At 36.5% G+C, this 21919-nt stretch carries 27 protein-coding genes and 1 pseudogene; 3 read left to right on the forward strand and 25 right to left on the reverse strand.

From position 1 onward, the window contains the following. The 23 genes and pseudogenes from FLP15_RS09665 to FLP15_RS09770 form a co-directional block, all read right to left on the reverse strand. A complete protein-coding gene (locus FLP15_RS09665) occupies positions 1-282 on the reverse strand; it encodes a hypothetical protein (RefSeq protein ID WP_142766941.1) in 282 nt (93 codons plus the stop codon). Positions 283-289: 7 nt separating this feature from the next. Then, complete coding sequence (locus FLP15_RS12785; protein WP_190288287.1) at positions 290-442, reverse strand: hypothetical protein; 153 nt, start codon at positions 440-442, stop codon at positions 290-292. Next, positions 439-627, reverse strand: coding sequence for a hypothetical protein (locus tag FLP15_RS09670; RefSeq protein ID WP_142766942.1), 189 nt, complete (start codon positions 625-627; stop codon positions 439-441). Before FLP15_RS09670 ends, FLP15_RS12785 begins: the two co-directional genes overlap by 4 nt. An 82-nt stretch (positions 628-709) precedes the next feature. Then, entirely contained in the window at positions 710-1096 is a 387-nt protein-coding gene (locus tag FLP15_RS09675; RefSeq protein ID WP_342588721.1) for a glycosyltransferase, read from the reverse strand. Between the two features lie 30 nt (positions 1097-1126). Beyond that, positions 1127-1582 carry a hypothetical protein gene (locus tag FLP15_RS09680; protein WP_142766944.1) on the reverse strand — a complete coding sequence of 152 codons (456 nt, stop codon included), beginning with the start codon at positions 1580-1582 and terminating at the stop codon, positions 1127-1129. Continuing rightward, entirely contained in the window at positions 1579-2133 is a 555-nt protein-coding gene (locus tag FLP15_RS09685) for a hypothetical protein (protein ID WP_142766945.1), read from the reverse strand. The genes FLP15_RS09680 and FLP15_RS09685 overlap by 4 nt, the downstream gene beginning before the upstream one ends. 15 nt (positions 2134-2148) lie before the next feature. Next, positions 2149-2448: a hypothetical protein gene (locus tag FLP15_RS09690; RefSeq protein WP_142766946.1), complete on the reverse strand. Its 300-nt coding sequence runs from the start codon at positions 2446-2448 to the stop codon at positions 2149-2151. A gap of 341 nt (positions 2449-2789) precedes the next feature. Further along, on the reverse strand, positions 2790-3674 hold the full coding sequence (locus FLP15_RS09695) for a T7SS effector LXG polymorphic toxin (RefSeq protein WP_190288288.1): 885 nt from the start codon (positions 3672-3674) through the stop codon (positions 2790-2792). 317 nt (positions 3675-3991) lie between these two features. Continuing rightward, a pseudogene (locus FLP15_RS09700) lies at positions 3992-4287 on the reverse strand (DUF4176 domain-containing protein). Continuing rightward, positions 4287-4949 (reverse strand): hypothetical protein, encoded by a 663-nt coding sequence (locus FLP15_RS09705; protein ID WP_142766948.1) that lies wholly within the window; start codon positions 4947-4949, stop codon positions 4287-4289. The pseudogene FLP15_RS09700 and the gene FLP15_RS09705 overlap by 1 nt, the downstream one beginning before the upstream one ends. After that, complete coding sequence (locus FLP15_RS09710) at positions 4943-5395, reverse strand: hypothetical protein (RefSeq protein WP_142766949.1); 453 nt, start codon at positions 5393-5395, stop codon at positions 4943-4945. The genes FLP15_RS09705 and FLP15_RS09710 overlap by 7 nt, the downstream gene beginning before the upstream one ends. After that, positions 5347-6291 carry a T7SS effector LXG polymorphic toxin gene (locus FLP15_RS09715; RefSeq protein ID WP_142766950.1) on the reverse strand — a complete coding sequence of 315 codons (945 nt, stop codon included), beginning with the start codon at positions 6289-6291 and terminating at the stop codon, positions 5347-5349. Before FLP15_RS09715 ends, FLP15_RS09710 begins: the two co-directional genes overlap by 49 nt. 144 nt (positions 6292-6435) lie before the next feature. Next, on the reverse strand, positions 6436-6780 hold the full coding sequence (locus FLP15_RS09720; protein WP_142766951.1) for a DUF4176 domain-containing protein: 345 nt from the start codon (positions 6778-6780) through the stop codon (positions 6436-6438). Continuing rightward, positions 6777-7496 (reverse strand): hypothetical protein, encoded by a 720-nt coding sequence (locus FLP15_RS09725; protein ID WP_142766952.1) that lies wholly within the window; start codon positions 7494-7496, stop codon positions 6777-6779. Before FLP15_RS09725 ends, FLP15_RS09720 begins: the two co-directional genes overlap by 4 nt. After that, positions 7489-8757 carry a T7SS effector LXG polymorphic toxin gene (locus FLP15_RS09730; RefSeq protein ID WP_142766953.1) on the reverse strand — a complete coding sequence of 423 codons (1269 nt, stop codon included), beginning with the start codon at positions 8755-8757 and terminating at the stop codon, positions 7489-7491. Before FLP15_RS09730 ends, FLP15_RS09725 begins: the two co-directional genes overlap by 8 nt. Next, complete coding sequence (locus FLP15_RS09735; RefSeq protein ID WP_142766954.1) at positions 8748-9110, reverse strand: hypothetical protein; 363 nt, start codon at positions 9108-9110, stop codon at positions 8748-8750. Before FLP15_RS09735 ends, FLP15_RS09730 begins: the two co-directional genes overlap by 10 nt. Before the next feature lie 7 nt (positions 9111-9117). Then, positions 9118-9384: a hypothetical protein gene (locus FLP15_RS09740; RefSeq protein WP_142766955.1), complete on the reverse strand. Its 267-nt coding sequence runs from the start codon at positions 9382-9384 to the stop codon at positions 9118-9120. A gap of 11 nt (positions 9385-9395) precedes the next feature. Beyond that, on the reverse strand, positions 9396-9797 hold the full coding sequence (locus FLP15_RS09745; protein ID WP_142766956.1) for a DUF4176 domain-containing protein: 402 nt from the start codon (positions 9795-9797) through the stop codon (positions 9396-9398). Then, positions 9797-14269, reverse strand: a complete 4473-nt coding sequence (essC, locus tag FLP15_RS09750; protein ID WP_142766957.1) for a type VII secretion protein EssC — start codon at positions 14267-14269, stop codon at positions 9797-9799. Before essC ends, FLP15_RS09745 begins: the two co-directional genes overlap by 1 nt. 9 nt (positions 14270-14278) lie before the next feature. After that, positions 14279-15394 (reverse strand): type VII secretion protein EssB, encoded by a 1116-nt coding sequence (gene essB / locus FLP15_RS09755; protein WP_142766958.1) that lies wholly within the window; start codon positions 15392-15394, stop codon positions 14279-14281. Further along, positions 15381-15653 carry an EsaB/YukD family protein gene (locus tag FLP15_RS09760; RefSeq protein WP_142766959.1) on the reverse strand — a complete coding sequence of 91 codons (273 nt, stop codon included), beginning with the start codon at positions 15651-15653 and terminating at the stop codon, positions 15381-15383. The genes essB and FLP15_RS09760 overlap by 14 nt, the downstream gene beginning before the upstream one ends. Beyond that, positions 15650-16120: a type VII secretion protein EssA gene (essA, locus tag FLP15_RS09765; protein ID WP_142766960.1), complete on the reverse strand. Its 471-nt coding sequence runs from the start codon at positions 16118-16120 to the stop codon at positions 15650-15652. Before essA ends, FLP15_RS09760 begins: the two co-directional genes overlap by 4 nt. A gap of 51 nt (positions 16121-16171) precedes the next feature. After that, positions 16172-16462 carry a WXG100 family type VII secretion target gene (locus FLP15_RS09770; protein WP_120771862.1) on the reverse strand — a complete coding sequence of 97 codons (291 nt, stop codon included), beginning with the start codon at positions 16460-16462 and terminating at the stop codon, positions 16172-16174. A 483-nt stretch (positions 16463-16945) separates the two neighbouring features. Between FLP15_RS09770 and FLP15_RS09775 the strand changes: the two genes are divergently transcribed. From FLP15_RS09775 to ntdP, 3 genes are all read left to right on the forward strand, one after another. Then, on the forward strand, positions 16946-17845 hold the full coding sequence (locus tag FLP15_RS09775; protein ID WP_142766961.1) for a metallophosphoesterase: 900 nt from the start codon (positions 16946-16948) through the stop codon (positions 17843-17845). A gap of 397 nt (positions 17846-18242) precedes the next feature. Further along, positions 18243-18491, forward strand: coding sequence for a hypothetical protein (locus FLP15_RS09780; RefSeq protein WP_142766962.1), 249 nt, complete (start codon positions 18243-18245; stop codon positions 18489-18491). Positions 18492-18605: 114 nt separating this feature from the next. Beyond that, positions 18606-19136, forward strand: a complete 531-nt coding sequence (ntdP, locus tag FLP15_RS09785; protein WP_120771865.1) for a nucleoside tri-diphosphate phosphatase — start codon at positions 18606-18608, stop codon at positions 19134-19136. A 145-nt stretch (positions 19137-19281) separates the two neighbouring features. Here ntdP and FLP15_RS09790 read toward each other — a convergent pair whose 3' ends face one another. Together FLP15_RS09790 and FLP15_RS09795 are read right to left on the reverse strand one after the other, a co-directional pair. Beyond that, positions 19282-20070: a formate/nitrite transporter family protein gene (locus FLP15_RS09790; protein ID WP_142766963.1), complete on the reverse strand. Its 789-nt coding sequence runs from the start codon at positions 20068-20070 to the stop codon at positions 19282-19284. 231 nt (positions 20071-20301) lie between these two features. Beyond that, positions 20302-21837: an ABC transporter permease gene (locus FLP15_RS09795; protein ID WP_223804617.1), complete on the reverse strand. Its 1536-nt coding sequence runs from the start codon at positions 21835-21837 to the stop codon at positions 20302-20304. Positions 21838-21919 lie beyond the last annotated feature (82 nt).

Consider the following 21919-nt stretch of genomic DNA (forward strand, 5'->3'; position numbering starts at 1 on the left):
CTAGGTCAGATTTTCTTGTTGCTGCGTGATAAAATTTTTAAGAAATTGAGATTTTCCCTGATTTTCTTCAAAATCCCACTGAGCTGAAAAACTCCCAGACTTCATCATTTCACTGTCAATTTCCAACAGGTTTCGAAATTCTTTTTCTGTTGTTTGTTCAAAATTTTCTAAAGTATTTTTAAGTTGAAATTGTTGAGCTTTCAAATCATCTAATGTTCGCTCTGTTTGAAGAATTTTTTGGTTATATTCATAACGCGCATCGGCACTTTTATCTTTTACCATTTTTCTCTCACTTCTTCTTAAAAATCGCTTGGTCTGCTGTGTCCATTTCCTCCCTGACAGCAGCGAGCTGTTTAAATTTCCCTGCCTGCATCTTCACGCAGTTCATCAGTTTTTCCAAATCTCCTAACATTTGATTGGCGACGTTCTTTCCCGCACTCATTCCTGAGATATTACTTTGGCTGAAATGGATCGTTTGTTTACTGCTTTTTTGCCAGAGCAAAGCACCGCATCATCCGCAAATTTGTCCCAAAAATTGATGCTGTCTAAATCATCAAGCTCTACATCATTATTTAGTGCGATCATCTGTTCTAAAACAAATGGTAATAGAAGTTTAGCTTGTTTCATGTTTTTCGAGAAAACGCCTAATGTTCATCTCTTGATTTGATAGTTCTTTCATCGCTGAACTTCTTATTTTAAATTAAACAATCTATTTCAGATACTTAGTTGCATAATCGTTATAACGAGGTTGAACAGTTTTATTCATTGCATATAACATTTTCCCTTTAAGGGAATCATCCGTTGAATTAGGTTTAATCATAATAGCGATATTCTTGTTCTTGACAGGGAAAATAATCGTATAGTTTTGACCATCTTGTTTTATACCATAATATTTAATCCCATTCTCAGTGCCAATTGCATTCTGTGTGTAATTGTATGTCTGACCATCTACAGTTACTTTCTTGTCGGTAAATATTATTGTAGAATTTTTACCCGCTCCGTCCTGAGCTTTCCAAGTTCCTTGTATTGATTTTGAACCACTACAACCAGCGAGAACAACTAGACTTACAACCAATCCCAACAGCAAAAAAACCATTTTATTCTTTTTCATTTACTTTGACACTCCTTAACATTTTTTGGATTTCTTCATAATTTTTATTTTTCTCTTCTTCTTCTTGAAGCTTAGTCGTCCCGTAACGCTAATCATAAACTTAGTATCATTACTCATAATGAAAGAAATAGCAACAAGTTGAGCTAATGCCCCTATATTTTGATTGATGTAAGCAAATTCTTCAACTTTCCACTGTTGATCATTTATTTCATACAATGAATTAGAAAAGATATTAAGTTTTTCAAAGTTTTGAATATACTTTTGAAGTTCGGCCGTATTGCTTGCAAAATCATAACTTTTTTCAACTTTCTTAATATCAATTAAGACATTTGAGAAAAAACTCGAACTGTCCTCTTTTGTCAAAGCAATAACAGAGTTAGGAAGACTTTGACTTTCCCATCCTTCCTGAACATCTATTTCAACACTTGGTAATTGTGGAAATTCCTGACTTGGAAATTTTTTAATTGTCATCTTAAATTCCTCATTTCTTTTAATTTTTCAATTCTCGGATGAATCATGTCCACCTCTAAGTTTCCTTGTACCACGCTGCACAAAGTAGTTCTTTCAAAAAAAACATTTTCTGGCAATGCTTTAGTAGGTTCTGTTTCACATTGAATCATCACAATGCCAAATATTCCACCTTTACCAGAACTATCGAGAGAACTTCCTGTAAAAATATAGGTAAATGCTCGAAACTTTGTTTCCTCGTAAATGCCAGAAATCACATAGGCAACCTTTATATTTGCTCCTCTACCGAAAGGATAAGTCTGATAATTCGCATATTTTTCAACAAAGGGATTTGTAAACAGCTTCAAATTAACAATCATTCCAGTTTTACTCGTTTTTGAACTTTCACGATAAGATAATTGTCCTTGAGCTTTATCAAACTGATAGCCATGTTCATTGGCAAACTGTTCATACTTTTTATTTTCACGCACAGCACGATAAATCGAAAAATAAACGATAAAACCTGTCATTGCAAAAATGATCACCAAAAATAATAGGATTAAAATTATTACCATTCAAAATTCTCCTCTCTAATCAAATGGATTTATAAAAGAGATAAAATTACCTAGGTCTTTTTCTGCCTGCCCATAGTCTATATCAAGGGAAACATTCACATTTACTCCAACCAGTACTGTCAGTCCCAAATCTAAATCAGCATTTACATGACCGTTCCCGCTTTCAAACTTAGGCCTCCCTCTGCTCCTGCTCCTGTTGATACTCCCGCTTTTATCCCTGCAGTAGTATAACCTGTTGTAACATCCCCTCAACTGAGGCCTTCGCTCCAGAAAATGCACTTGCTCCAACATCAAAACCAGTTTCTCCTTTGTCATTAGCAGTAACTCCTAAGCCTGCATGAGCTTCTGCACTTGCTCCCGCAAAAGCGTCTCCTTTGGCTCCAGCCCCACTTTCAGAGGACCTTCACCTGCTTGTATGTCCACATTTGCTGTTCCCTCAGCCCCTGCTTTCGCTTCCGCTGTTCCAAAAGCACTGATTCCATATTTTGAAATATCTATTTTACCATCAGCGTTCGCCCAAGCCCCTGCAATCGCTTCTGCCTTAGCATCCCCTTGTAATGAAAGAATATCTTTACCTACAATAAAACCACCACTTGCTCCAGCTTTTACACCAAGTAAAGCGTTGGCATTAGCTGAAACCTCAAGTCCGTTTTTTCCTAGCTGAGATTTAACATCAGCAGCAGCCTGGGCTCCTGCAAAAGCATGTCCTTCCCATTAAACTTAATCCCAGCAATTTCAAAATTTCCTTGTGTTTTTAAATTAGCTAAGTATGCACTCGCCTCCGCGCTACCATCACAATGAAGCTGACCAGCATTGTCAACCCATAAAGCTCCAGAAGCAAATAATTTATACCCCATTGTAGTTTGATCTTTGCTAGACATACCTGCGCTAATAGCATTATACTCTTCTGATTTTAAGCTACTAAACCAAGAAGTGTCTGTTCCCGCAGGTAGAGTATAACTTCCATTTTTGGTATTTACTACGGTTGCTTTTAACACACTTACGCTTTGCATTACAATCTTCAAGTTATTCAAATCATCATTAAATAAGCCATTTACCGCAGAGTTAAATTCATGAAGTTTTTGGAGTTTCTGATTGATTTTATCTATATCTTGTTGAAGACTGTCTGAATAATGCTCCAAGTTTTGTGCCGCATCATTGAGCATCGGTCCTACAATCGGAAGAGAGAGGCCATCTGCCGCAGAGGCGAGTGCTCGAAAGGCACTCGCTGTATTATCCGTTGCTGCTTTTATGGCTTGTGTCGAAGTTTTCTTGGCATTGAGTTTGTCTTCATTCAATACGCCCTCACCACTCACTTCGCTATTTGCGCTTTCATAACGGCTTAAATGATTTTTTGTATCATCAAAAGCAGAGGAAGCGCGTGTGATGGTCGGAATGATAAGTGCAGAAAACAAATCTTTCCCTGCACTAAAAGCTGCACCATCCAACAACTTCCCTGCACCAATAGAAGCTGTCAATGTGTGACTAGCACTCACAATATCCTGCACTACCGATTTTGCAATACTTAGATTTGTATTCATCCCTCTATCAAATCCTGTGAATCTGAACTCGAATAAATTAGTCCCATGGTAAATTATCCCTTTCTCTTTGAAACTGCTCATGCTGGTCTTCTAACTTTTGACTTTCTTGTGAAAAAGCGTAGGTCAGATTTTCTTGTTGCTGCGTGATAAAATTTTTAAGAAATTGAGATTTTCATTATCAACTAAAATCTTCAAAATCCAAAACTATATCCATCAGCAGAATTTTCTGATTTATTCCTAAAATTAAACACCTGTCATGAATAAACAAATAGAAAAAAACTAACTTTCTATTTGCTATCATAAATATTTAGTCATTATTATTTTAGATTGGAGTTACCTTTTTTCAAATTAGAATTCTTTTCTTTCCATTTCTTATAGAGTACAATAAATCTTTCTTCTTCTTCATCTTTATACCCTCAAACACTACTTCATCGATGTCTTCATCATTAAAATAATACACTTGTTCAGGGTCTAAGCCATTGGGATATATAGCTCCGGTATAATCAAAGATTACTTTTTCTTCATTTTGTTCTACCACAGCCCCTCGATTTAAAATCATTATTTTTTGATTTCCTTCTGACAAATAAACAATACTTCCAATTGGTAACATAATTATTTTTCCTCATTTTCTATAATTTGATATTTTATCCGTTTATCTGAATCTGGGATATAGTTTGAATCATTATAAATATTAAAAACTGTGATGGATAATGCTAAACAAAATAGCATCACTTTGATATTCGGATAAGAGAAGAAAAAAATCATGAGAAAAAATAATATTTCTACGATTTGTTTTACTCTTACTTTTATGGAAGAGGTATTCTTTTTATTTACAGCTTTTAAAATAAATGAAGGTTGATTGACTATATCAATTTGTTTCCACTTTTTTATATACAAAAAAATAAAATAAGTAATTAACGGTACCCCCACTAGAACAATTAACCCTGATAAAACTTTTCCTTCTGAAAATAAAGCACTAATAACAACCAAATACCATAAAAAAGTGACTAGTAAATACAGGCCGGACGGAGAAAATTCGACAGTGAAGAGCGCTCTGGCTGGGTATTTATTTTCCTTTTCCGTAACATCATAAATAACCCATTCCTGCTTACTAGAATTTTGGAAAAATACTCTAAACGGAAAATAATTCCTTAAATTGAAGCCATTAAAATAGTCAATAATCCACACTTTCCCATCAATCTTCAATAGATAGTAGCGACTATTAATTTTTTTTATATCCTCGATGAGATATTTGTTATATTTTACTTCTACCATCCAAAAGCTCCTTTAAAGGATTTCAACGGATTACTGAACGCTTTGCCAACATCGTTAATTTTATCTCCTACAAAGTTTATCGCATCCCTCGTTCCCAAAAAATTACTATCATAAGCTGCTTTAACTCCTATACCGACAGCAACTCCAACTACTACTGCTCCAACTACTGGCGCAGCAACTGTTGCAACGAATCCTGTAGCTGCCGCTCCTACCCCAAGTGCAATTGCTCCGCCAACAGCAGAACCTACTGTTCCTGCTGCAACTCCAATTGTGGTTGCAACTGCACTATAACTTATTGCTCTTCCTGTATTGTGATATTCCGCATTATACTCGTTGAAGTTCTCAATAGCTCCTAAAGCAATCAGACCTCTACCACCCCATTTTGCAACATTTCCAATTACGTCACTTGAGGGTTCGAAATACCTTTCAGTTTTCCACTCAACCATTTTCTTGGAGCGAAATCATCCGTCGCAAATTTCCCATTAACTCTTGGTTGTAATTTAGCACCCCACGATTTTCCAATATTTTTCCCTTCTTTAATTACCTTATCAGTAATTTTTTCAAAAACCTTTGCTGAAGATTCATTGAACCACTCTCTGACATCAGAAATTTTTGTTCCAAACTCCCCTGCTAAATCCTCTAAACGTTCCATATCTTCATTAGTTACCAATTTTGTAAACCAAGACCCATCAGTACCTTTGGGAAGAGTGTAACCACCAGTCTTGGTATTTATAACTGTGTCACTTAGCAAGGTAACATTTTGAACAATTTGTTTTAAGTTATTTAAATCATCATTAAATAAGCCATTTACCGCAGAGTTAAATTCATGAAGTTTTTGGAGTTTCTGATTGATTTTATCTATATCCTGTTGAAGACTGTCTGAATAATGCTCCAAGTTTTGTGCCGCATCATTGAGCATCGGTCCTACAATCGGAAGAGAGATACCATCTGCCGCGGAGGCGAGTGCTCGAAAGGTACTCGCTGTATTATCCGTTGCTACTTTTATGGCTTGTGTCGAAGTTTTCTTGGCATTGAGTTTGTCTTCATTCAATACGCCCTCACCACTCACTTCGCTATTCGCACTTTCATAACGGCTTAAATGATTTTTTGTATCATCAAAAGCAGAGGAAGCGCGTGTGATGGTCGGAATGATAAGTGCAGAAAACAAATCTTTCCCTACGCTAAAAGCTACACCATCCAACAACTTCCCTGCACCAATAGAAGCTGTCAATGTGTGGCTAGCACTCACCATATCTTGCACGGCTACTTTAGCAATACTTAGGTTTGTATTCATCCCCTCTATCAAATTCTGTGAATCTGAACTCGAATAAATCAGTCCCATGGTAAATTATCCCTTTCTCTTTGAAACTGCTCATGCTGGTCTTCTAACTTTTGACTTTCTTGTGAAAAAGCGTAGGTCAGATTTTCTTGTTGCTGCGTGATAAAATTTTTAAGAAATTGAGATTTTCATTATCACCTAAAATCTTCAAAATCCAAAACTATACCCATCAGCAGAATTTTCTGATTTATTCTTAGTTACAAGCCCTTTTTCTATATCTGTGTTTTCTCTCCAGTCCTTTAATGCTGCTAAAATTGTAGCTTCTTCGTCACCAATATACCCCTTTGCGACGACTTCACGGATATCTTCATTGTTGAAGTAAGCAATTTCATCTGCGTTTATTCCTGTTAATTGAGAAAAAGCGGCATAATCAAAGTAACATTTTTCAGTATCTAACTGTACAATAGGCTGTCTAATCCCAATCATTAATGGAATGATTCCCTCTTTTAGATACACAACGCTCCCCAATGGCAAGAGTTCTTCTTTATTCATCTGTTTTCTCTTTCTAAAATTTGAATTTCATATGTTGCTGTTTTTCCATCCGAAGCATAATTTCCATTGAATAAAACTAAGTATACCAATCCCACAATAAATATGCTAAATAATCTTAGCTGAACAAAAAACGGAAAAACAATCGTGGGTAATACGATGAAGACACTCAATGCTCCATAAGCTATTATTTTCATTCTCATTTCTGTTCCCTCAATCCCCGCCTTAGTGGTACCTAGTGGAATATCGGTAATGAATTGTCCAAATAACCTTAAGTCCCCTCCCATTTTTTTAATATTTTGTTGCAAAAATAATTTTCTTATATATGCGAGATATAGAAAACTAAAAAGTATAACCAGCCAAAGTAAAATAATATTTAGTATTCCTATTAACCAATTTATTGAATCATTGAACGAGCCAAAAAATATCCCTGAGGGCATAAATTTGTATAGCAAGGTTCCAAGTGGCATACCAACAAATACCCAATTGAAAGATACTTTTCTGGACTTTCTTGATTTTTCCAATATATATTTCTTCAAGTTTACATCAGCTTGATAGACCTTTCTTGGAAATCGATTACGAAAAAGAAAACTATTTTGCTTTACCAAAAATTCCTCATCTTTACTAACAAGTAATAACCATCCTTTAGCTGCTTTTTCTGAATTAAATGAAACTTGGTACATTTGTCCTTCAATAATAGTTGTTTTATTTTTATCCAAAGACACCTCCAAAGAAGCTACTTACTCCTTTCGCAACATGATTCCAACCTGAAACTACTGCATTCCCAACATTATCTTCAAACTTTTTCACCCCAGAAAAATGATCTCGTAAAGTATCATTAAGCATACTAACACCAACACCTATTGCGATTGTTCCTACAATGCCCAACCCTATCGGATTACTTATTAAGCCCACAGTAACAAGGGCTGATGATCCCAACTCAATAGCACCTCCAATGCTTGCAACTGTAACAGTTGTTGTAATTTCTTTTCCCCAAGCTTCTTGGGCGGAATCTCCTGTTGCCATATCGATACCAACTCCAGCCACCAGACCAAACGTTCCAGTAACTGCTTTTCCTCCGTACTTGGCTAGGCTCTTTGCCGAATCTTCTGCTCCAGTCATGGCTGCCTTAGTAGCTCCTGGTATCTTCCCAAGTATTTTTCCATCAGCAGTTGTTATGGAGTAGCGACTATCAAATATATCTGCTGCTTTACCAGCTCCATAGGCTGCTCCCTTTTCCATAATCTTTTCTTCAGCTTTTTTATTTATTCCTTCTATTATAGAAGTTTGAACACTAGTGGTAGCCAATTTTGTAAACCAAGACCCATCAGTACCTTTGGGAAGAGTGTAACCACCAGTCTTGGTATTTATAACTGTGTCACTTAGCAAGGTAACATTTTGAACAATTTGTTTTAAGTTATTTAAATCATCATTAAATAAGCCATTTACCGCAGAGTTAAATTCATGAAGTTTTTGGAGTTTCTGATTGATTTTATCTATATCCTGTTGAAGACTGTCTGAATAATGCTCCAAGTTTTGTGCCGCATCATTGAGCATCGGTCCTACAATCGGAAGAGAGATACCATCTGCCGCGGAGGCGAGTGCTCGAAAGGTACTCGCTGTATTATCCGTTGCTACTTTTATGGCTTGTGTCGAAGTTTTCTTGGCATTGAGTTTGTCTTCATTCAATACGCCCTCACCACTCACTTCGCTATTCGCACTTTCATAACGGCTTAAATGATTTTTTGTATCATCAAAAGCAGAGGAAGCGCGTGTGATGGTCGGAATGATAAGTGCAGAAAACAAATCTTTCCCTGCGCTAAAAGCTGCACCATCCAACAACTTCCCTGCACCAATAGAAGCTGTCAATGTGTGGCTAGCACTCACCATATCTTGCACTGCTGCTTTAGCAATACTTAGGTTTGTATTCATCCCCTCTATCAAATTCTGTGAATCTGAACTCGAATAAATCAGTCCCATGGTAAATTATCCCTTTCTCTTTGAAACTGCTCATGCTGGTCTTCTAACTTTTGACTTTCTTGTGAAAAAGCGTAGGTCAGATTTTCTTGTTGCTGCGTGATAAAATTTTTAAGAAATTGAGATTTTCCCTGATTTTCTTCAAAATCCCACTGAGCTGAAAAACTCCCAGACTTCATCATTTCACTGTCAATTTCCAACAGGTTTCGAAATTCTTTTTCTGTTGTTTGTTCAAAATTTTCTAAAGTATTTTTAAGTTGAAATTGTTGAGCTTTCAAATCATCTAATGTTCGCTCTGTTTGAAGAATTTTTTGGTTATATTCATAACGCGCATCGGCACTTTTATCTTTTACCATTTTTCTCTCACTTCTTCTTAAAAATCGCTTGGTCTGCTGCGTCCATTTCCTCCCTGACAGCAGCGAGCTGTTTAAATTTCCCTGCCTGCATCTTCACGCAGTTCATCAGTTTTTCCAAATCTCCTAACATTTGATTGGCGACGTTCTTTCCCGCACTCATTCCTGAGATATTACTTTGGCTGAAATGAATCGTTTGTTTACTGCTAATGTTAACCGCTTCTACGCCTGATGTAGCTGCCTGTGCTGCTCCCGAATCCGAACTTACTCTTGCCATGTTTTTTTCTCCTATCCTCTAAATTTATAAAATGGGTCATCATCCAGTAACTCTACTAACTCTTCTTGAGTTTGTGGAACTGATATCTTAAAACTCTCATCTTCGACCGTTTTTACTGCTGTTTTTTGGGGTACAATACCTTTTTCTATCATATCTATTAAGCCATCCAAGAATGCTTGGTCAGCTTCACTTGAATATCCCTTAAACACCACTTTTTGTATTTGTTCAGCCTCAATGGAATAAACAAGTGTATTGGGTGTATCTCCCTCTGGATAGGGAGCTACTCGGTAACGATCTCTGAGCGATTCCTTTTCTTTTTTAATTGCCCTTGCAACAATAATATGTGGCTTAGATTCTTCTTTTATTTCTACAATAGACCCCAACGGGAGAAGTCTTACCTCATGTTCCGTCATCAATCTTTCTCCTTTTGTAATTCTGTTGGGATAACGATATTGAAGAACTCATCATCTTTGAACGAATGAATCACATTTCGTGCTATCACTTCTTTTTTAATTTCTTGTGGAAGATTTTCTACAAAATGTTGCTGATTCAAATCTCCACCGAACAAAATTTGGTAGGCATTTTCTTTTACAGCATTTGTTGTTCCACCATAGCTATTCCCTACACGCGTCATCACATCTGCTACGATAATCTGGATATTTTCCTTATTTAAAGCTAATAGAGAAATAATCTCATCAGGCTTCAAAGCTACTTTTTCAACAATATCTGCTAACCCGTTGATGAACACAATCAATTTTTTTCCTGTTTTTCCAGAGGATAAAGACTGAAGGGCTTCTTTAATATCTGACGACCGTTTGCTCAGTACTTCTTTGTCAAAGTAAAGCACTGCATCATCCGCAGATTTTTCCAAAAGGTTTGTGCTGTCTAAAATATCAAGCTCTATATCATTATTTAGCGGAATCACCTGTTCTAAAACAAATGGTACTAGAAGTTTGGCTTGTTTCACATTTTCTGAGAAAATGCCCAATGTTCGTCCCTTGAAAAGTTCAAAATCTTCAAGTTTTGATGTCCCTTTGTTTAATCCCAGATAGATTCTATTTTGTCTGTCTTTTGGCAGATAAGTTTCGAATACTTCTTGCGTCAATTCCTCTGGCACCATCGGAATTGCATCAGGACGATTTCCTTTCCAATTCTGATTAAGCGTATCAATTTCTTGTGACATAGCCTCCAACACTTCCATGTCACTCCTACCAGTTGCAGGAAGATAGATTTGAAGTGCCACAGGAAAGTCAAGTTTCATTTGTCCACGTCCGATAACCTCAGTCTGATCCAGACGATCCCGCCCGAAAAGATTAGAAATTTCATTTTCATCATTCATGAAGAGCGCAATTTTCGTTTGGATATTGCTCATCATATTCATCCGAATCGCATTGAATCGCCCTGCGGTCAAAATCAGATAAACACCGACTGCTGCTCCATCTCGCAAGACTTGGATTAGAATTTCGTCTATTTTATCCCGCCGTTTACTCTGTGCGAGTGCATCATAATTGTCTAACAGATTGACAATAATCGGAAGTTTTTGCTTGGTCTTTTGTTGGTATTGACTAAGTGTCGCTACACCTTCTTTTTTAAAGGTTTGTTTTCGTTCAGAAAGAATCTTTCGCATTCGATCCAACATTTTAGTAAGTTTTTCGTTTTCTTCAATTGTTACAAGATCTGCTACATGTGGTAAATCTTTAAGTGGTAACAAGCCGTTATTACCAAAATCTAGTAAGTTGAATTGAATGTGTTCTGGGGTATTTTGACGTGCCAAATTCATTACAATTGTTTGGAGTGTTGTTGATTTACCATAACCTGGACTAGAGAAAATCACAGTGTGACTCGCCTCTATAATATCATAAATATAAACTTCTTGGGACTGCCGACTTGGAACATCTAGCAAACCAAGAGGAATTTTTGTATTTCTTTCACTACTTGTCGTAATTTTGGGAGTTACAAGTTGTGTTTCCAAATTAGGTAACCATGGTTTTGCAGGAAGTGTTAGGCTTGAATCTTCAAATATTTGTTGAATTCCTTCAATTACTGCTTCTAGTTGCGTAGGTAAGTCACTCGTATCTTGACCTTGAATAACTTCTTCTCCTGGGTCATAGGCTATTTCTGTTTGCCCTAATTCTGTTACTCTATTGATACGCTCATCAACTGTTTCTGATTTTATAGCATTTGGATCATAAGGAATTCCTGCATAACCGCTTTGGAAAAGTTCATAAACTTCATTTTGTCCGACTTTAAGGTAACCACGTCCTGGTTGCGTGATATGTGCTGCATCATGTGTTTTAAGGAGTTCGTTAGAATCTTGCTCACTTGCCATTTTAAGAGCAATTTTACTGGTTGAGTTTGCTTCAATCTGGTCGTTAACGACACCTGATGGTTTTTGGGTAGCAAGGATTAGATGAACACCTAATGACCGACCGATACGGGCGACAGAGGTTAACTCATCTAGAAATTCTGGAACATTTGATTTTAATTCTGCGAATTCATCAGAAACTAAAATCAGATGTGGAATTGGCTGTTCTGGGTACTTCACATCAGGTTTTGGGTTTAAACGACTCTTATAGAGACTCATATAACCGTTGATATTATTTACACCAAACTTTGCAAATTCCTTCATACGTTTGTCGAGTTCTGCCTTGATTGAAGCAAGCGCACGCGCTGTTCCTGCACCGTCTAAATTAGTAATTGAGCCCATGAAATGAGGCAAACCTGCTAGTGTATTTGCAATCCCTCCACCTTTCCAGTCAATGATAAGCATACCAATATCTTCTGGAGAAAAATTGATTGCAAGTCCAATCAAATATGTGGTTAGAAATTCTGATTTACCAGAACCTGTAGTCCCACCTACTAACGCATGGGGACCATGAACCCGTTCATGCAAATCCCAATACATATATTCTTTTTTTCCACGCCAACCAATTAATGATTTAATGGATTTATTTGGTTCTGCTTTTTCCCAACGTTCGTTGATTGACAAGTCTTCAATTGTCTTAACTTCGTATTGTTCAAGCAATGAGAGGCTTTCAGGAATCGCATTTTTTTCAACTTCGACGTGTTCTAGATTTGAAAGGAGACGTAGACTCTTTTCAATATTTGAGAGGGAATCATAGGGTTCAAATGATTTAGCAACATGGACATTATTGTCATTGATGATTTCACCTGCACTTTGATTTTTATATTCAACAAGTGCTGTAACTGTTTCGGGAAGAAGTTTTTGATCTTCTTTTGCCCAAATAACAGTCACTCCCAAGTTACTCATATCTTCTGCGAGAAATTCATTAATTCCATGTCCAGCAAGATAGGAATCATCAAAAATAGTCAGTATATAATGTGGACTGAATTGAGGTTTTTCTTTTCCCGCATCTTGTAGAACTTGTTTGCGCTTATTTAAGAGTTGATAAAAGCTACTTAGCACGATATCGCGTGTTTTGGCATTATGAATAAGACCACGCATTCCTAATTCTTGTAACTTAAAGTGTGGAAGAACTCTCCATGAACCCCAATCTTTTTTATAATTTTTTTCTGGAACAAGGCTGATAAAGTTAACATCACGATAAGAATGGAAGAAAGCGACTTGAAGCAATAGGTTAGAAACAGCTGTTTTGAGAACAGGGTAAGTCCCAACTAATCCTAGCGTTTGTGTCGCTAAATTTAATGTGGTAGGAACATCACGCTGAGTAGAATAATACTCTATAAGTTTCTTTACTCGAAGTGTATTCTCATCTGTGTCACGTTCATTCAAATCTGAATCAATCTTTAGGTAAGAGGGTTGGTTGCCCTCTCCCAAAGAGATTTCTAAGAAATCTTTATTATTTGCCATACGTTCATAGATGCGAGAATTATAGGTACTAATCATTTCGGTTAAAGCTTCTGGTGAAGGATTTCTGAAGTTTAAAACTTTTGTTTCTTCGGTATATTTTCTCGAAATCTCCGCATTAGTATTTGTCAGATAGAAATCATAATTTTCTTTGCCATTTTTCTCTTCGATTTTTCTTTCTTTTTTCTCATTGATGTATTGAGAAACTGTAAAAGTCGCTGTGATGATGCTCATGAACCCCATTCCTAGCATCATAAGTGGATTTCTTCCTGAGAGTACACTCGTTATACCTGTAACTGCAAGCATTCCAATGGGAGGGAGAATAGCTTTTAATATTCCATTTTTATTAGCTTTTTGTGGTGCCTCAATTTTTTGAATTTTGAATTTGTCTTCTGGTGGTTCTAAATGAACTCTGGGACTTCTTCTATATTTCGGAAAGTCCTCTGGAAATTCCATAGCTTGTGACTGTCTCAAAAAATGGCGCTTTGCAAAAGTCACATGATTTGAGAAGTTGGTAATTTTCCACTGTGTCGGGCGTTTTTCAAGCAAAAAATCAGGAGTTAAAATCTGAAAGCCTGCTTGTATTCCCTTGATGTAATGATGCCCTTTCAATAGGACATTATTGAAGTAGAGAAAATCTTCCTTTGCATCCACACTAAAACTATCTTTGTGAATAACAACTTGGTTGTTTCCTTGTGTTTTGAAACTTGCAATCTCATCTGAACCAATAACGAAGTGTTCTTCTTCATTAATAATAAAGAAAGTTGTTTCTGAATTTTGTGGGGAAATCACGAAAACTTCAAGATCATCTAGATTTTCTAACTTGGAGTACCCTGTAGGGATTGTGTTTCCATTAATAAATAATTCATCGTTAAAGCTACTAAAAACTTTGTCTTGATGAGTTACAGATGGTCGATGTTCTGATAAAGTAATGGTGTGGAGCTGGTTGCTTAAAAGATAAATCACAAAAAGAGTATCGCTTGCGTCTAAGCGATTGTCTAGAAAAAGCTGCTGTTCTTTTGCTTCTTCTATAATTTCAAATCCTATATCACTCATAAACTCCCCTTATTTTCCAAGGTCTTTGGTTAGCTCTTGAATTTGTTTGTTGTATTTATCTAAGAGCTGTTGTTTTTTGGCACCGTTCATTGTTGTGTTCAATTTTGTTGCTTCATAAAGATTGGTGTAAGCCAACAAGGTTAACTGTTTATCACCCAAATTTTGCGCCAGATTAAGTGCTTGGTTAAAGTCACCTCGTCCTGTATAAACCCAATAGTTCAATGTGTTATTGTCTGATTTTGTTGAAACATTATTCAAGATTGACTGCTTTTGACTCATTGATAAATCTGATAAGTTAACTGAACTGACTGCCAAAATGTAACGTGCTGATTTTGGTAATTGGCTTGGCGAATAGCTTTGTAAATCTGTTTGAGTTTGGGCATAATTATTTGTCAAAAAATCAGTTTGCGCTGTAATAACCGCATTCTGCTTTTGATTATTACTGTAGTATGAATAAGTGAACCAGCCTAATACAAGCGCTAAAATGATGGCAAAAATTCCAAAATATTTAAAGAAACGATAGCGTCCTTTGGAGACAAAAGTCAATTTTTGATTAACTTTTACCGTTTCTTTTTCTACTTCTTGGTTAATGAAGCTCGTAATCTCTGAGATGGTATTAAAATCATTGATTGTCTGAGTAAATTTATCGTTCACCGAACGGGTACTTGCGACAAATGCTTCAAAAGAGCTTTTGGAATTGAAGATATTAAAAATAAGAGCTTTATAAGAATTTATAAATTCAATTGAAGTCATTTCGTTTGGTACAATTAAACCTTTTAAACCGAAGTGAACTACAAAAAGTGTCTCACCTTCAAGCATTATATTCTTAGGATGAATGAAAGGAATATCAAATTGATTTACCAAATCTGCCAAAGATGAAAGTTTTTGTGCAAGTTTTAGTTTTTCAAGACGTGATTTTGTATTTTGGATGGCAGTTGCCAAACTTTTTGCATTTTCAGGAATGGAATAAGAAAGCACCCATGATTCATTTTCTTCTTTAACATTGACATTGTCGGGAAGTTCTTTAAGAGCTTCTTCTTTAAATTGTGTGCTTGTTAATCGAACTTGAAGAATATTTTTGTTTCTTTCAAGTTCAAAATGTTCACTACCATTAGATACTTTCATTCATATACTCCTGTTTTTCTTGGATAGGAATAAGGCAAAATATGTCACCATTTCCTATGGGTAAATCTTTGATGAGATCTGTGTCATCTATTTTTATTGGTTTATCTTTTAATTCAAGCGTCCAGTGCTTAGGAAGTCGTGCTCCTTCTAATGCTTTATGCATTAATTCTACAAACCGGCCGAAAGTTACTTCCGTAGGAATTTGGAAGTCTACTTGTTGCTCCATAAATTCAATACTGATATCAATCCGCATACTCATCGTTTTCTCCTTATACTCCTTTTTGCATTTTTTCGTCCTAATAAAACTGCTAAAAATATTAGTGGAAAAGCAATAATAAATATTATCCAATAAGCAATCGTTGTCTTGGAATGATTATCGTTCTTATTTGATGAAATCACTTGTGGTTGATAATCAACAAAAAGCTGCTTTACTATCTTGGTTGTATTGGTATTATAAAGAATATTATTGGACGTATCCGAGAAGTTAAGGAACTCCTTTTGTTTAGAGATATCATCTTTTTCTTGTGCTTTAGCAACTTTTTCTATTTCTGGGGTAAAGAGTTGGCTGCGTATTGGAAAATCGCTCGCTGTTCCACCGCCATCTGAGTTTGTAATGACATTAGGATTAAGTTGAAGGCTGCCGTTATCATCCGCAAAGCTTTGAGCACTTCCTGCTAAAAGGGAGCTAAATGCAATACCAAGTATTATTAATTGTCTTTTTTTCATAGGCCTTTTAACCAAAAAGACGCCACAAAAAGTAGCGTCTAAATTGATGAATTAGAAACCGAAGCTTTGAGCGTCTTGTGCATCACGTTCGGCAACAGTATCTGCATATTTATTCAATTGTTGATTGACGCTTTCCAAAAGATTTTCGAATTGAACAACGCTTTGATGGAGTTGGTTGTATTGTTCCAAGTATGCTTGGAAAGCTTGACCTTTCCATTCTTCAGCGATTGTATTATTCATTGAATTTACTTTTTGAATCGCTTGTTCAATTTCTTCTTTAGCTTGCACATAGACTTGTGCTTGGCTCTTTAGCTCTTCTGGGGTTACTGAAATTTGTGCCATAATAATTTCTCCTTTTGGATGATATATATTTATATTGTGTTACCATTATTACTGCGTCCACGTGAGTTTGTGGACAATTCCCTATGTTTGGGATGATAAATTAACTTTCAATGATTAGAAGATTAGAAAGTACTTATCTTATATTTTCAATTTTATCATCTTTAGAATACGCTGTCAAGAAATTGTAGACATTATTTAATCTATGAAACACAAAAATTGAGATTTAGTTGTCTTTTTATATGATTTTCACGGTTTTAATGTAGTGTAGCTGACATTTTAGGTTTTCATTCTCATAATTTTCTTGTTTGTTAAGCGATGTAATAAAAGAAAAGACCCGATACGTTTTTGTGCATTTAGAAACAAATCATTAATGAATCACGTTGTGTTTTTTGCCGATAAATTCAGAGCAGAGGGTTGTTCTGCTCTTCTAATAAAGGAGTGTAGAAGAAATTGTTTTAGTGATATTCGTGCTATAATTGGAGAATGAATTTAGATAAAAGATTAGCTGTTATATCAGATTTTCACATGGATATTAATCAATTCTCAAGGGATGAGCTAGATATTTTTCTGTCAGTGCTGACAGAACTCGCTATTACTGATATACATTTTGCTGGAGATATTTCTAATACGTTTCGTTCGTTGACTGTTCCTTTTTTGCAACAATTGGCTACTGACAGGAATCTGTCAGTGACTTATAATCTTGGAAATCATGATATGGTTGGTTTGTCAGAAAAAGAAATTTCCGAGCATGATTTTCAGGTAAAAATGTTTGGTAAAACTGCTTTTGTAAGTTTTCACGGATGGTATGATTATTCATTTCTTAGAGGCAATTTTGATGTCAAAAAGGTGGTTGCTTTTAAAAATTCTTTTTATTTTGACCGAAAGATTAAACGAGCATTTGATGATGTAAAAACAACTGAACTGATACTGACAAAACTCGAAAATTTGCTGACAGAACTGTCAGTGCAAGCTGATGTGGAGAGAATTATTGTCAGTACACACTTTGTTCCTCATCAGCATTTTATTATCAACACACGTTATGAAAAATTTGCCAGATTCAATGCTTATCTGGGTTCACAGCATTTTCATGAGATTTTTTTGAAATTTCCTAAAGTGTCTGATGTCATCTTTGGACATATTCATCATCGAATGATGGTTGTCAGTACTGACAAAATCAATTATCATGCACGTCCGCTTGGGTATACTTATGAATGGGAAATGGTCAGTCAATTTTTGGAGCTTTACCCACAGTACAAAATTCCTGAAATTTGGCATTTGCGTAAGCGTTATCAGGAAATTAAAGATTTACCTGAATGGAAAGAATTTCGTAAGCAACATCTTGCTGACGAATTTTTGTCAGCACTGACCATATTTGATTTTTGATTGAAGTGATTATTTCATTGGTGGACCCACCAATGATAGGGCACAACCTCACATCAAAGATATGAGGTCCTTCGTTATCCATTCGCTCTATCTCCGCTTCGCTACACTGTCGATTTCACTAAGCCACTAAAGTGGCAAGTTCAAATCGCAATCAACTAAAGTCGCAGGGCGAAGCAGAGCTTGCTATTTCGCCTTATCACTTTGCCTTTTGCTCTTACTGCTTTAGGCAGGACAGCGTAGACCGTTCGTAGAACGGCGTGCGGAGCACGTAGCGAGTTGCGACAGCGCAGTGAAACGGAGATAGAGCGAATGAACAGCGTATCCCAAAGGGCAGAGATCGCACGCACTTGCTAGGTTAAATGCTTGACAATTTTATTCAAAAATTTATAATAGCAGAATGAAATACTTTATTGGTGGTTTAACTTGGCGCCTTATTGCCTTTTGTCTTGCAACGTATGTTCTTTTGCATCCTACTTTGATTGCTTTTCTTTATGCAAATAATCCTCATTTCGATGTTCAGCGCGGTGGAAAATTAGGAGTTTTTATCACTTTTTTACTTGTCGCTACTTATTTTGGGCGTGATATTATCCTCATGATTCATGATAAATTTTTGGAAAGTCGTAAAAATTCTTCTGATAAGCAGTGATGTCAGGTTTTACAAGCGGAAGATTTTTCTGTGACATTCTGAACTTACAATTTTCTCAAAAATATGATAAAATAATAAACGAGAACTTTGAATTGAGAAAGTTGGTACAGCTCCTTGAAAATACCAAAAGAAGGCGACTTTATCACGATTCAAAGCTATAAACATGATGGGAGCCTGCATCGCACTTGGCGCGATACAATGGTTCTGAAAACAAATGAAAATTCAATTATTGGGGTGAATGACCACACGCTCGTGACCGAGAGCGACGACCGCCGTTGGGTGACACGTGAGCCTGCGATTGTTTATTTCCACAAAAAGTTTTGGTTTAACATCATTGCTATGATTCGTGAGGAAGGCGTCAGCTACTACTGCAATCTAGCGAGTCCCTTCGTCCTTGATAACGAAGCGCTGAAATACATTGATTACGACCTTGATGTGAAAGTCTTCAAAGACGGTGAAAAAAAGCTGCTTGACGTTGAAGAATATGAACGTCACCGTCGTCAAATGCGCTATCCAAAGGAAATTGATTATGTTTTAAAAGAAAATGTGAAAATTCTTGTTGACTGGATTAACAATGAAAAAGGACCATTTTCTAAGGAATATGTTGAGATTTGGTATGATCGTTATCATCAGTTAAAAAAATAACTCTGTCAGTACTGACAGAGTTATTTTTATCAAAACAAGTGTATGCTAACATCTCCTTAGGCGATGAAGCAACACTATGTTTTGAATTTCATCCAACATAAATTCAACAAGAGTGTTTGCTCTCGTTGGATAAGTCTTGACTTCATTAACTTTTTTGTTCTATCTGCTCTCTTGCTTGCCTGCGATAACCTAAAGTATAAAAGCCTGCAACAAAAATTGCTCCTCCGATAATATTACCAGCATAAACAAAGATAAAATTACGACCAAAATCAAGCCAAGTCGCCCCATGTTCAAAAATAGCTGCTGGAATAACAAACGCATTTGCTACGCTATGCTGAAAACCAATTGCGACAAAAGCCATAATCGGAAACCAAACTGCCAAAAGTTTTCCTGCTGCATCTTTTGCACCATAGCACATCCACATTGCAATGCCGACAAACCAATTACAACCTATGCCAGAGAGGATTTCTTGATACCAGCTTGCACCAATTTTTCCTTGTGCCAGACTAAAAAGTTCTTCGCGAAAAACTCCGCTACTTGTCAATCCAACCAAGTGTCCGAAAACGAAAGCAACAAAAATTGCCCCAAGTACATTAAAAATTGTGATGACCACCCAATTTTTTATTAAATCAGCAAATTTGACCTTTTTAGCGAAAAATGATGTTGAAACCGCAGTCATATTTGACGTAATCAATTCTCCACCACCCAACAAGATGACAATCAATCCAATGGGGAAAACACTTGCTCCAATTAGGCTTGCAAGGCTACCCAAAGGTTCCGCTACACTCGCCACAGCCCGAATGTAAAGCAAATAACCAAAGGAAATCATTGCTCCACCAATAAAACCAAGCACTGCTTTTTCTAAAAACGGTCGCTTCACTTTTTCCTGTCCGTGGTGAATAGTTGCTGACAGAATTTCTGCCGGATTCATCATGATAAAATTTCTCCTGAAAATATAATTTATAAAAACAACTTGTTTATTCTATCACAAAATTTAGCGAAATGCTTAGAAATACTGTAAAAACGCGATTATACAACGCTTCGTCGCTTATGATACTCCTTCTCTATCCTTACTTTACAAAATCACAAGTGGATAAAAAATCAAAAAGCTGTCAGAGTACTGACAGCTTTTTATTCCATATCTCATTTCAGAATCTTGGTACTACTAACCACCAATCAAATCACGTCTGCGATAACCGACAAAACCAATCACAATCATCAGTACTGACAGAATCAAAATTACTGACACACTGCCCCAATCCATCTTATCAACAGGAAGTTTTGGGATATAATCGTAAATACTCAATTTTTCAATCCATTGAGGTAAATCAAGAATATGTCCAAGATAACTCATAAAGAGTAAGAAACCAAGATAGACCCAAATTGCGCCTGAAGCTCGTGGAATAAAAGCCACAAGTAAACTTAGAAGTGCAACAACAAATACAATTCCGACTATCCAAATCATCCCAGGTTTCATTACATCAGCAAAACTTAAAGCATTTTTATTTCCTAACTGTTCAACATAAATACCAAGCACAGCCAGAAATTGTGCGACAACACTTCCAATAATTGCAGTCAACACATAGGTCAGATAAACTTTCAACCTAGAAATCGGCAAAGCATAAAGTTGTTCTTGACGATTCTTCCGTTCCTCGGCAGTCATCCGAGAGAGTAAAATCACTGCAAAAGCAGATACTAAAATGGACAAAATAGAAAACAAAGTAACCATAAAGTTTCCAGTAATCGCATCTGTCGCTGTTGCATTTCCTATAAAAATCTGCTTAACCAGCTCATTGCCACTGATAAATTGATCCATTTGTCCAAACATTGAGCCATAAACCAAGCCCAAGACAAAGACAGCCAATAGCCAACCAATAATCATCTTTTTTTGCAAGCTTAGCACCAAACCAGGTAAACTGAGCAGCGTTCTTTTAGCATGAGCACGTCCACGTCCTTCAGGCAAATAACCAGCGTTCACATCGCGTTTAATTTCGAGCATATAGGCAAGTGCCAACATCAGTATCGAAAAGATAAGCGTTAGCCCAACACCTAGCCAAGATTCATGACCTGTTGCATAAGGAAATCCAAGATAGCCCCATGAAAGTGGATTGAACCATCCTGCTTGAGGTGCACCTACATCTGTTCCCATTCGTATCACATAAAGAAGTCCTAGAAGACCAAAAGTTGTTCCTTTAGCTCCACCAGCATCTGGAAAAATCTGAGCAAAGAACAGTGCAACCATTCCCCACATTAATCCTTGTGCTGAAGTGCTACTCGCAAACAACAAATTACTAGAAAGATTATTCAAACCGTCAACATTTTGCGCTTGAATAGAGAATGCGAGCAAAAGTGCCATCACAATGTGCAACAACACAAGCTCAATCACAACTGCTGTTGTATTTGATAATTTACCAATAGAAAATGAGCGAAAAAGCTCTGCTATCCCATCATCTTCTTCCTTACGCGTTCGATTAACCACATAGATAATTGAGATAATGGCAAAAGTAATCGCCGTAATCAAAGTCATCGTTTGTCCAAAGATAGGTCCTAAAGTGTACGCACTTGGATTTTTAATTGGTGTTGCACCGAAAAGTCCCAACATCGCTGGATTTTTTACAAACATGGTATACATTGTTGCTGCTGTTGCTGGGCTTGAAGCAACTTCCATCTTGCCTGCACCAGATGCTGCAAATGCTAACATCCCTAGCACCCAAAATATTAATTTTAGCCAATCACGTTTTAGGAGTGATTTGAACAGCGCCCCGTTTTATAAAGCGGTTTAT

This window comes from Lactococcus protaetiae (genome assembly GCF_006965445.1).
In the GTDB taxonomy this organism is placed as follows: domain Bacteria; phylum Bacillota; class Bacilli; order Lactobacillales; family Streptococcaceae; genus Lactococcus; species Lactococcus protaetiae.

Excerpts from the sequence above, each read along its gene's own strand:
- FLP15_RS09665 (WP_142766941.1), bottom strand. The coding sequence starts at position 282 with ATGGTAAAAGATAAAAGTGCCGATGCGCGTTATGAATATAACCAAAAA.
- FLP15_RS12785 (WP_190288287.1), bottom strand. The coding sequence starts at position 442 with ATGAGTGCGGGAAAGAACGTCGCCAATCAAATGTTAGGAGATTTGGAA.
- FLP15_RS09670 (WP_142766942.1), bottom strand. The coding sequence starts at position 627 with ATGAAACAAGCTAAACTTCTATTACCATTTGTTTTAGAACAGATGATC.
- FLP15_RS09675 (WP_342588721.1), bottom strand. The coding sequence starts at position 1,096 with ATGGTTTTTTTGCTGTTGGGATTGGTTGTAAGTCTAGTTGTTCTCGCT.
- FLP15_RS09680 (WP_142766944.1), bottom strand. The coding sequence starts at position 1,582 with ATGACAATTAAAAAATTTCCAAGTCAGGAATTTCCACAATTACCAAGT.
- FLP15_RS09685 (WP_142766945.1), bottom strand. The coding sequence starts at position 2,133 with ATGGTAATAATTTTAATCCTATTATTTTTGGTGATCATTTTTGCAATG.
- FLP15_RS09690 (WP_142766946.1), bottom strand. The coding sequence starts at position 2,448 with ATGACAAAGGAGAAACTGGTTTTGATGTTGGAGCAAGTGCATTTTCTG.
- FLP15_RS09695 (WP_190288288.1), bottom strand. The coding sequence starts at position 3,674 with ATGAATACAAATCTAAGTATTGCAAAATCGGTAGTGCAGGATATTGTG.
- FLP15_RS09705 (WP_142766948.1), bottom strand. The coding sequence starts at position 4,949 with ATGGTAGAAGTAAAATATAACAAATATCTCATCGAGGATATAAAAAAA.
- FLP15_RS09710 (WP_142766949.1), bottom strand. The coding sequence starts at position 5,395 with ATGGTTGAGTGGAAAACTGAAAGGTATTTCGAACCCTCAAGTGACGTA.
- FLP15_RS09715 (WP_142766950.1), bottom strand. The coding sequence starts at position 6,291 with ATGGGACTGATTTATTCGAGTTCAGATTCACAGAATTTGATAGAGGGG.
- FLP15_RS09720 (WP_142766951.1), bottom strand. The coding sequence starts at position 6,780 with ATGAATAAAGAAGAACTCTTGCCATTGGGGAGCGTTGTGTATCTAAAA.
- FLP15_RS09730 (WP_142766953.1), bottom strand. The coding sequence starts at position 8,757 with ATGGGACTGATTTATTCGAGTTCAGATTCACAGAATTTGATAGAGGGG.
- FLP15_RS09735 (WP_142766954.1), bottom strand. The coding sequence starts at position 9,110 with ATGGTAAAAGATAAAAGTGCCGATGCGCGTTATGAATATAACCAAAAA.
- FLP15_RS09740 (WP_142766955.1), bottom strand. The coding sequence starts at position 9,384 with ATGGCAAGAGTAAGTTCGGATTCGGGAGCAGCACAGGCAGCTACATCA.
- FLP15_RS09745 (WP_142766956.1), bottom strand. The coding sequence starts at position 9,797 with ATGACGGAACATGAGGTAAGACTTCTCCCGTTGGGGTCTATTGTAGAA.
- essC (WP_142766957.1), bottom strand. The coding sequence starts at position 14,269 with ATGAGTGATATAGGATTTGAAATTATAGAAGAAGCAAAAGAACAGCAG.
- essB (WP_142766958.1), bottom strand. The coding sequence starts at position 15,394 with ATGAAAGTATCTAATGGTAGTGAACATTTTGAACTTGAAAGAAACAAA.
- FLP15_RS09760 (WP_142766959.1), bottom strand. The coding sequence starts at position 15,653 with ATGAGTATGCGGATTGATATCAGTATTGAATTTATGGAGCAACAAGTA.
- essA (WP_142766960.1), bottom strand. The coding sequence starts at position 16,120 with ATGAAAAAAAGACAATTAATAATACTTGGTATTGCATTTAGCTCCCTT.
- FLP15_RS09770 (WP_120771862.1), bottom strand. The coding sequence starts at position 16,462 with ATGGCACAAATTTCAGTAACCCCAGAAGAGCTAAAGAGCCAAGCACAA.
- FLP15_RS09775 (WP_142766961.1), top strand. The coding sequence starts at position 16,946 with ATGAATTTAGATAAAAGATTAGCTGTTATATCAGATTTTCACATGGAT.
- FLP15_RS09780 (WP_142766962.1), top strand. The coding sequence starts at position 18,243 with ATGAAATACTTTATTGGTGGTTTAACTTGGCGCCTTATTGCCTTTTGT.
- FLP15_RS09790 (WP_142766963.1), bottom strand. The coding sequence starts at position 20,070 with ATGATGAATCCGGCAGAAATTCTGTCAGCAACTATTCACCACGGACAG.
- FLP15_RS09795 (WP_223804617.1), bottom strand. The coding sequence starts at position 21,837 with ATGTTAGCATTTGCAGCATCTGGTGCAGGCAAGATGGAAGTTGCTTCA.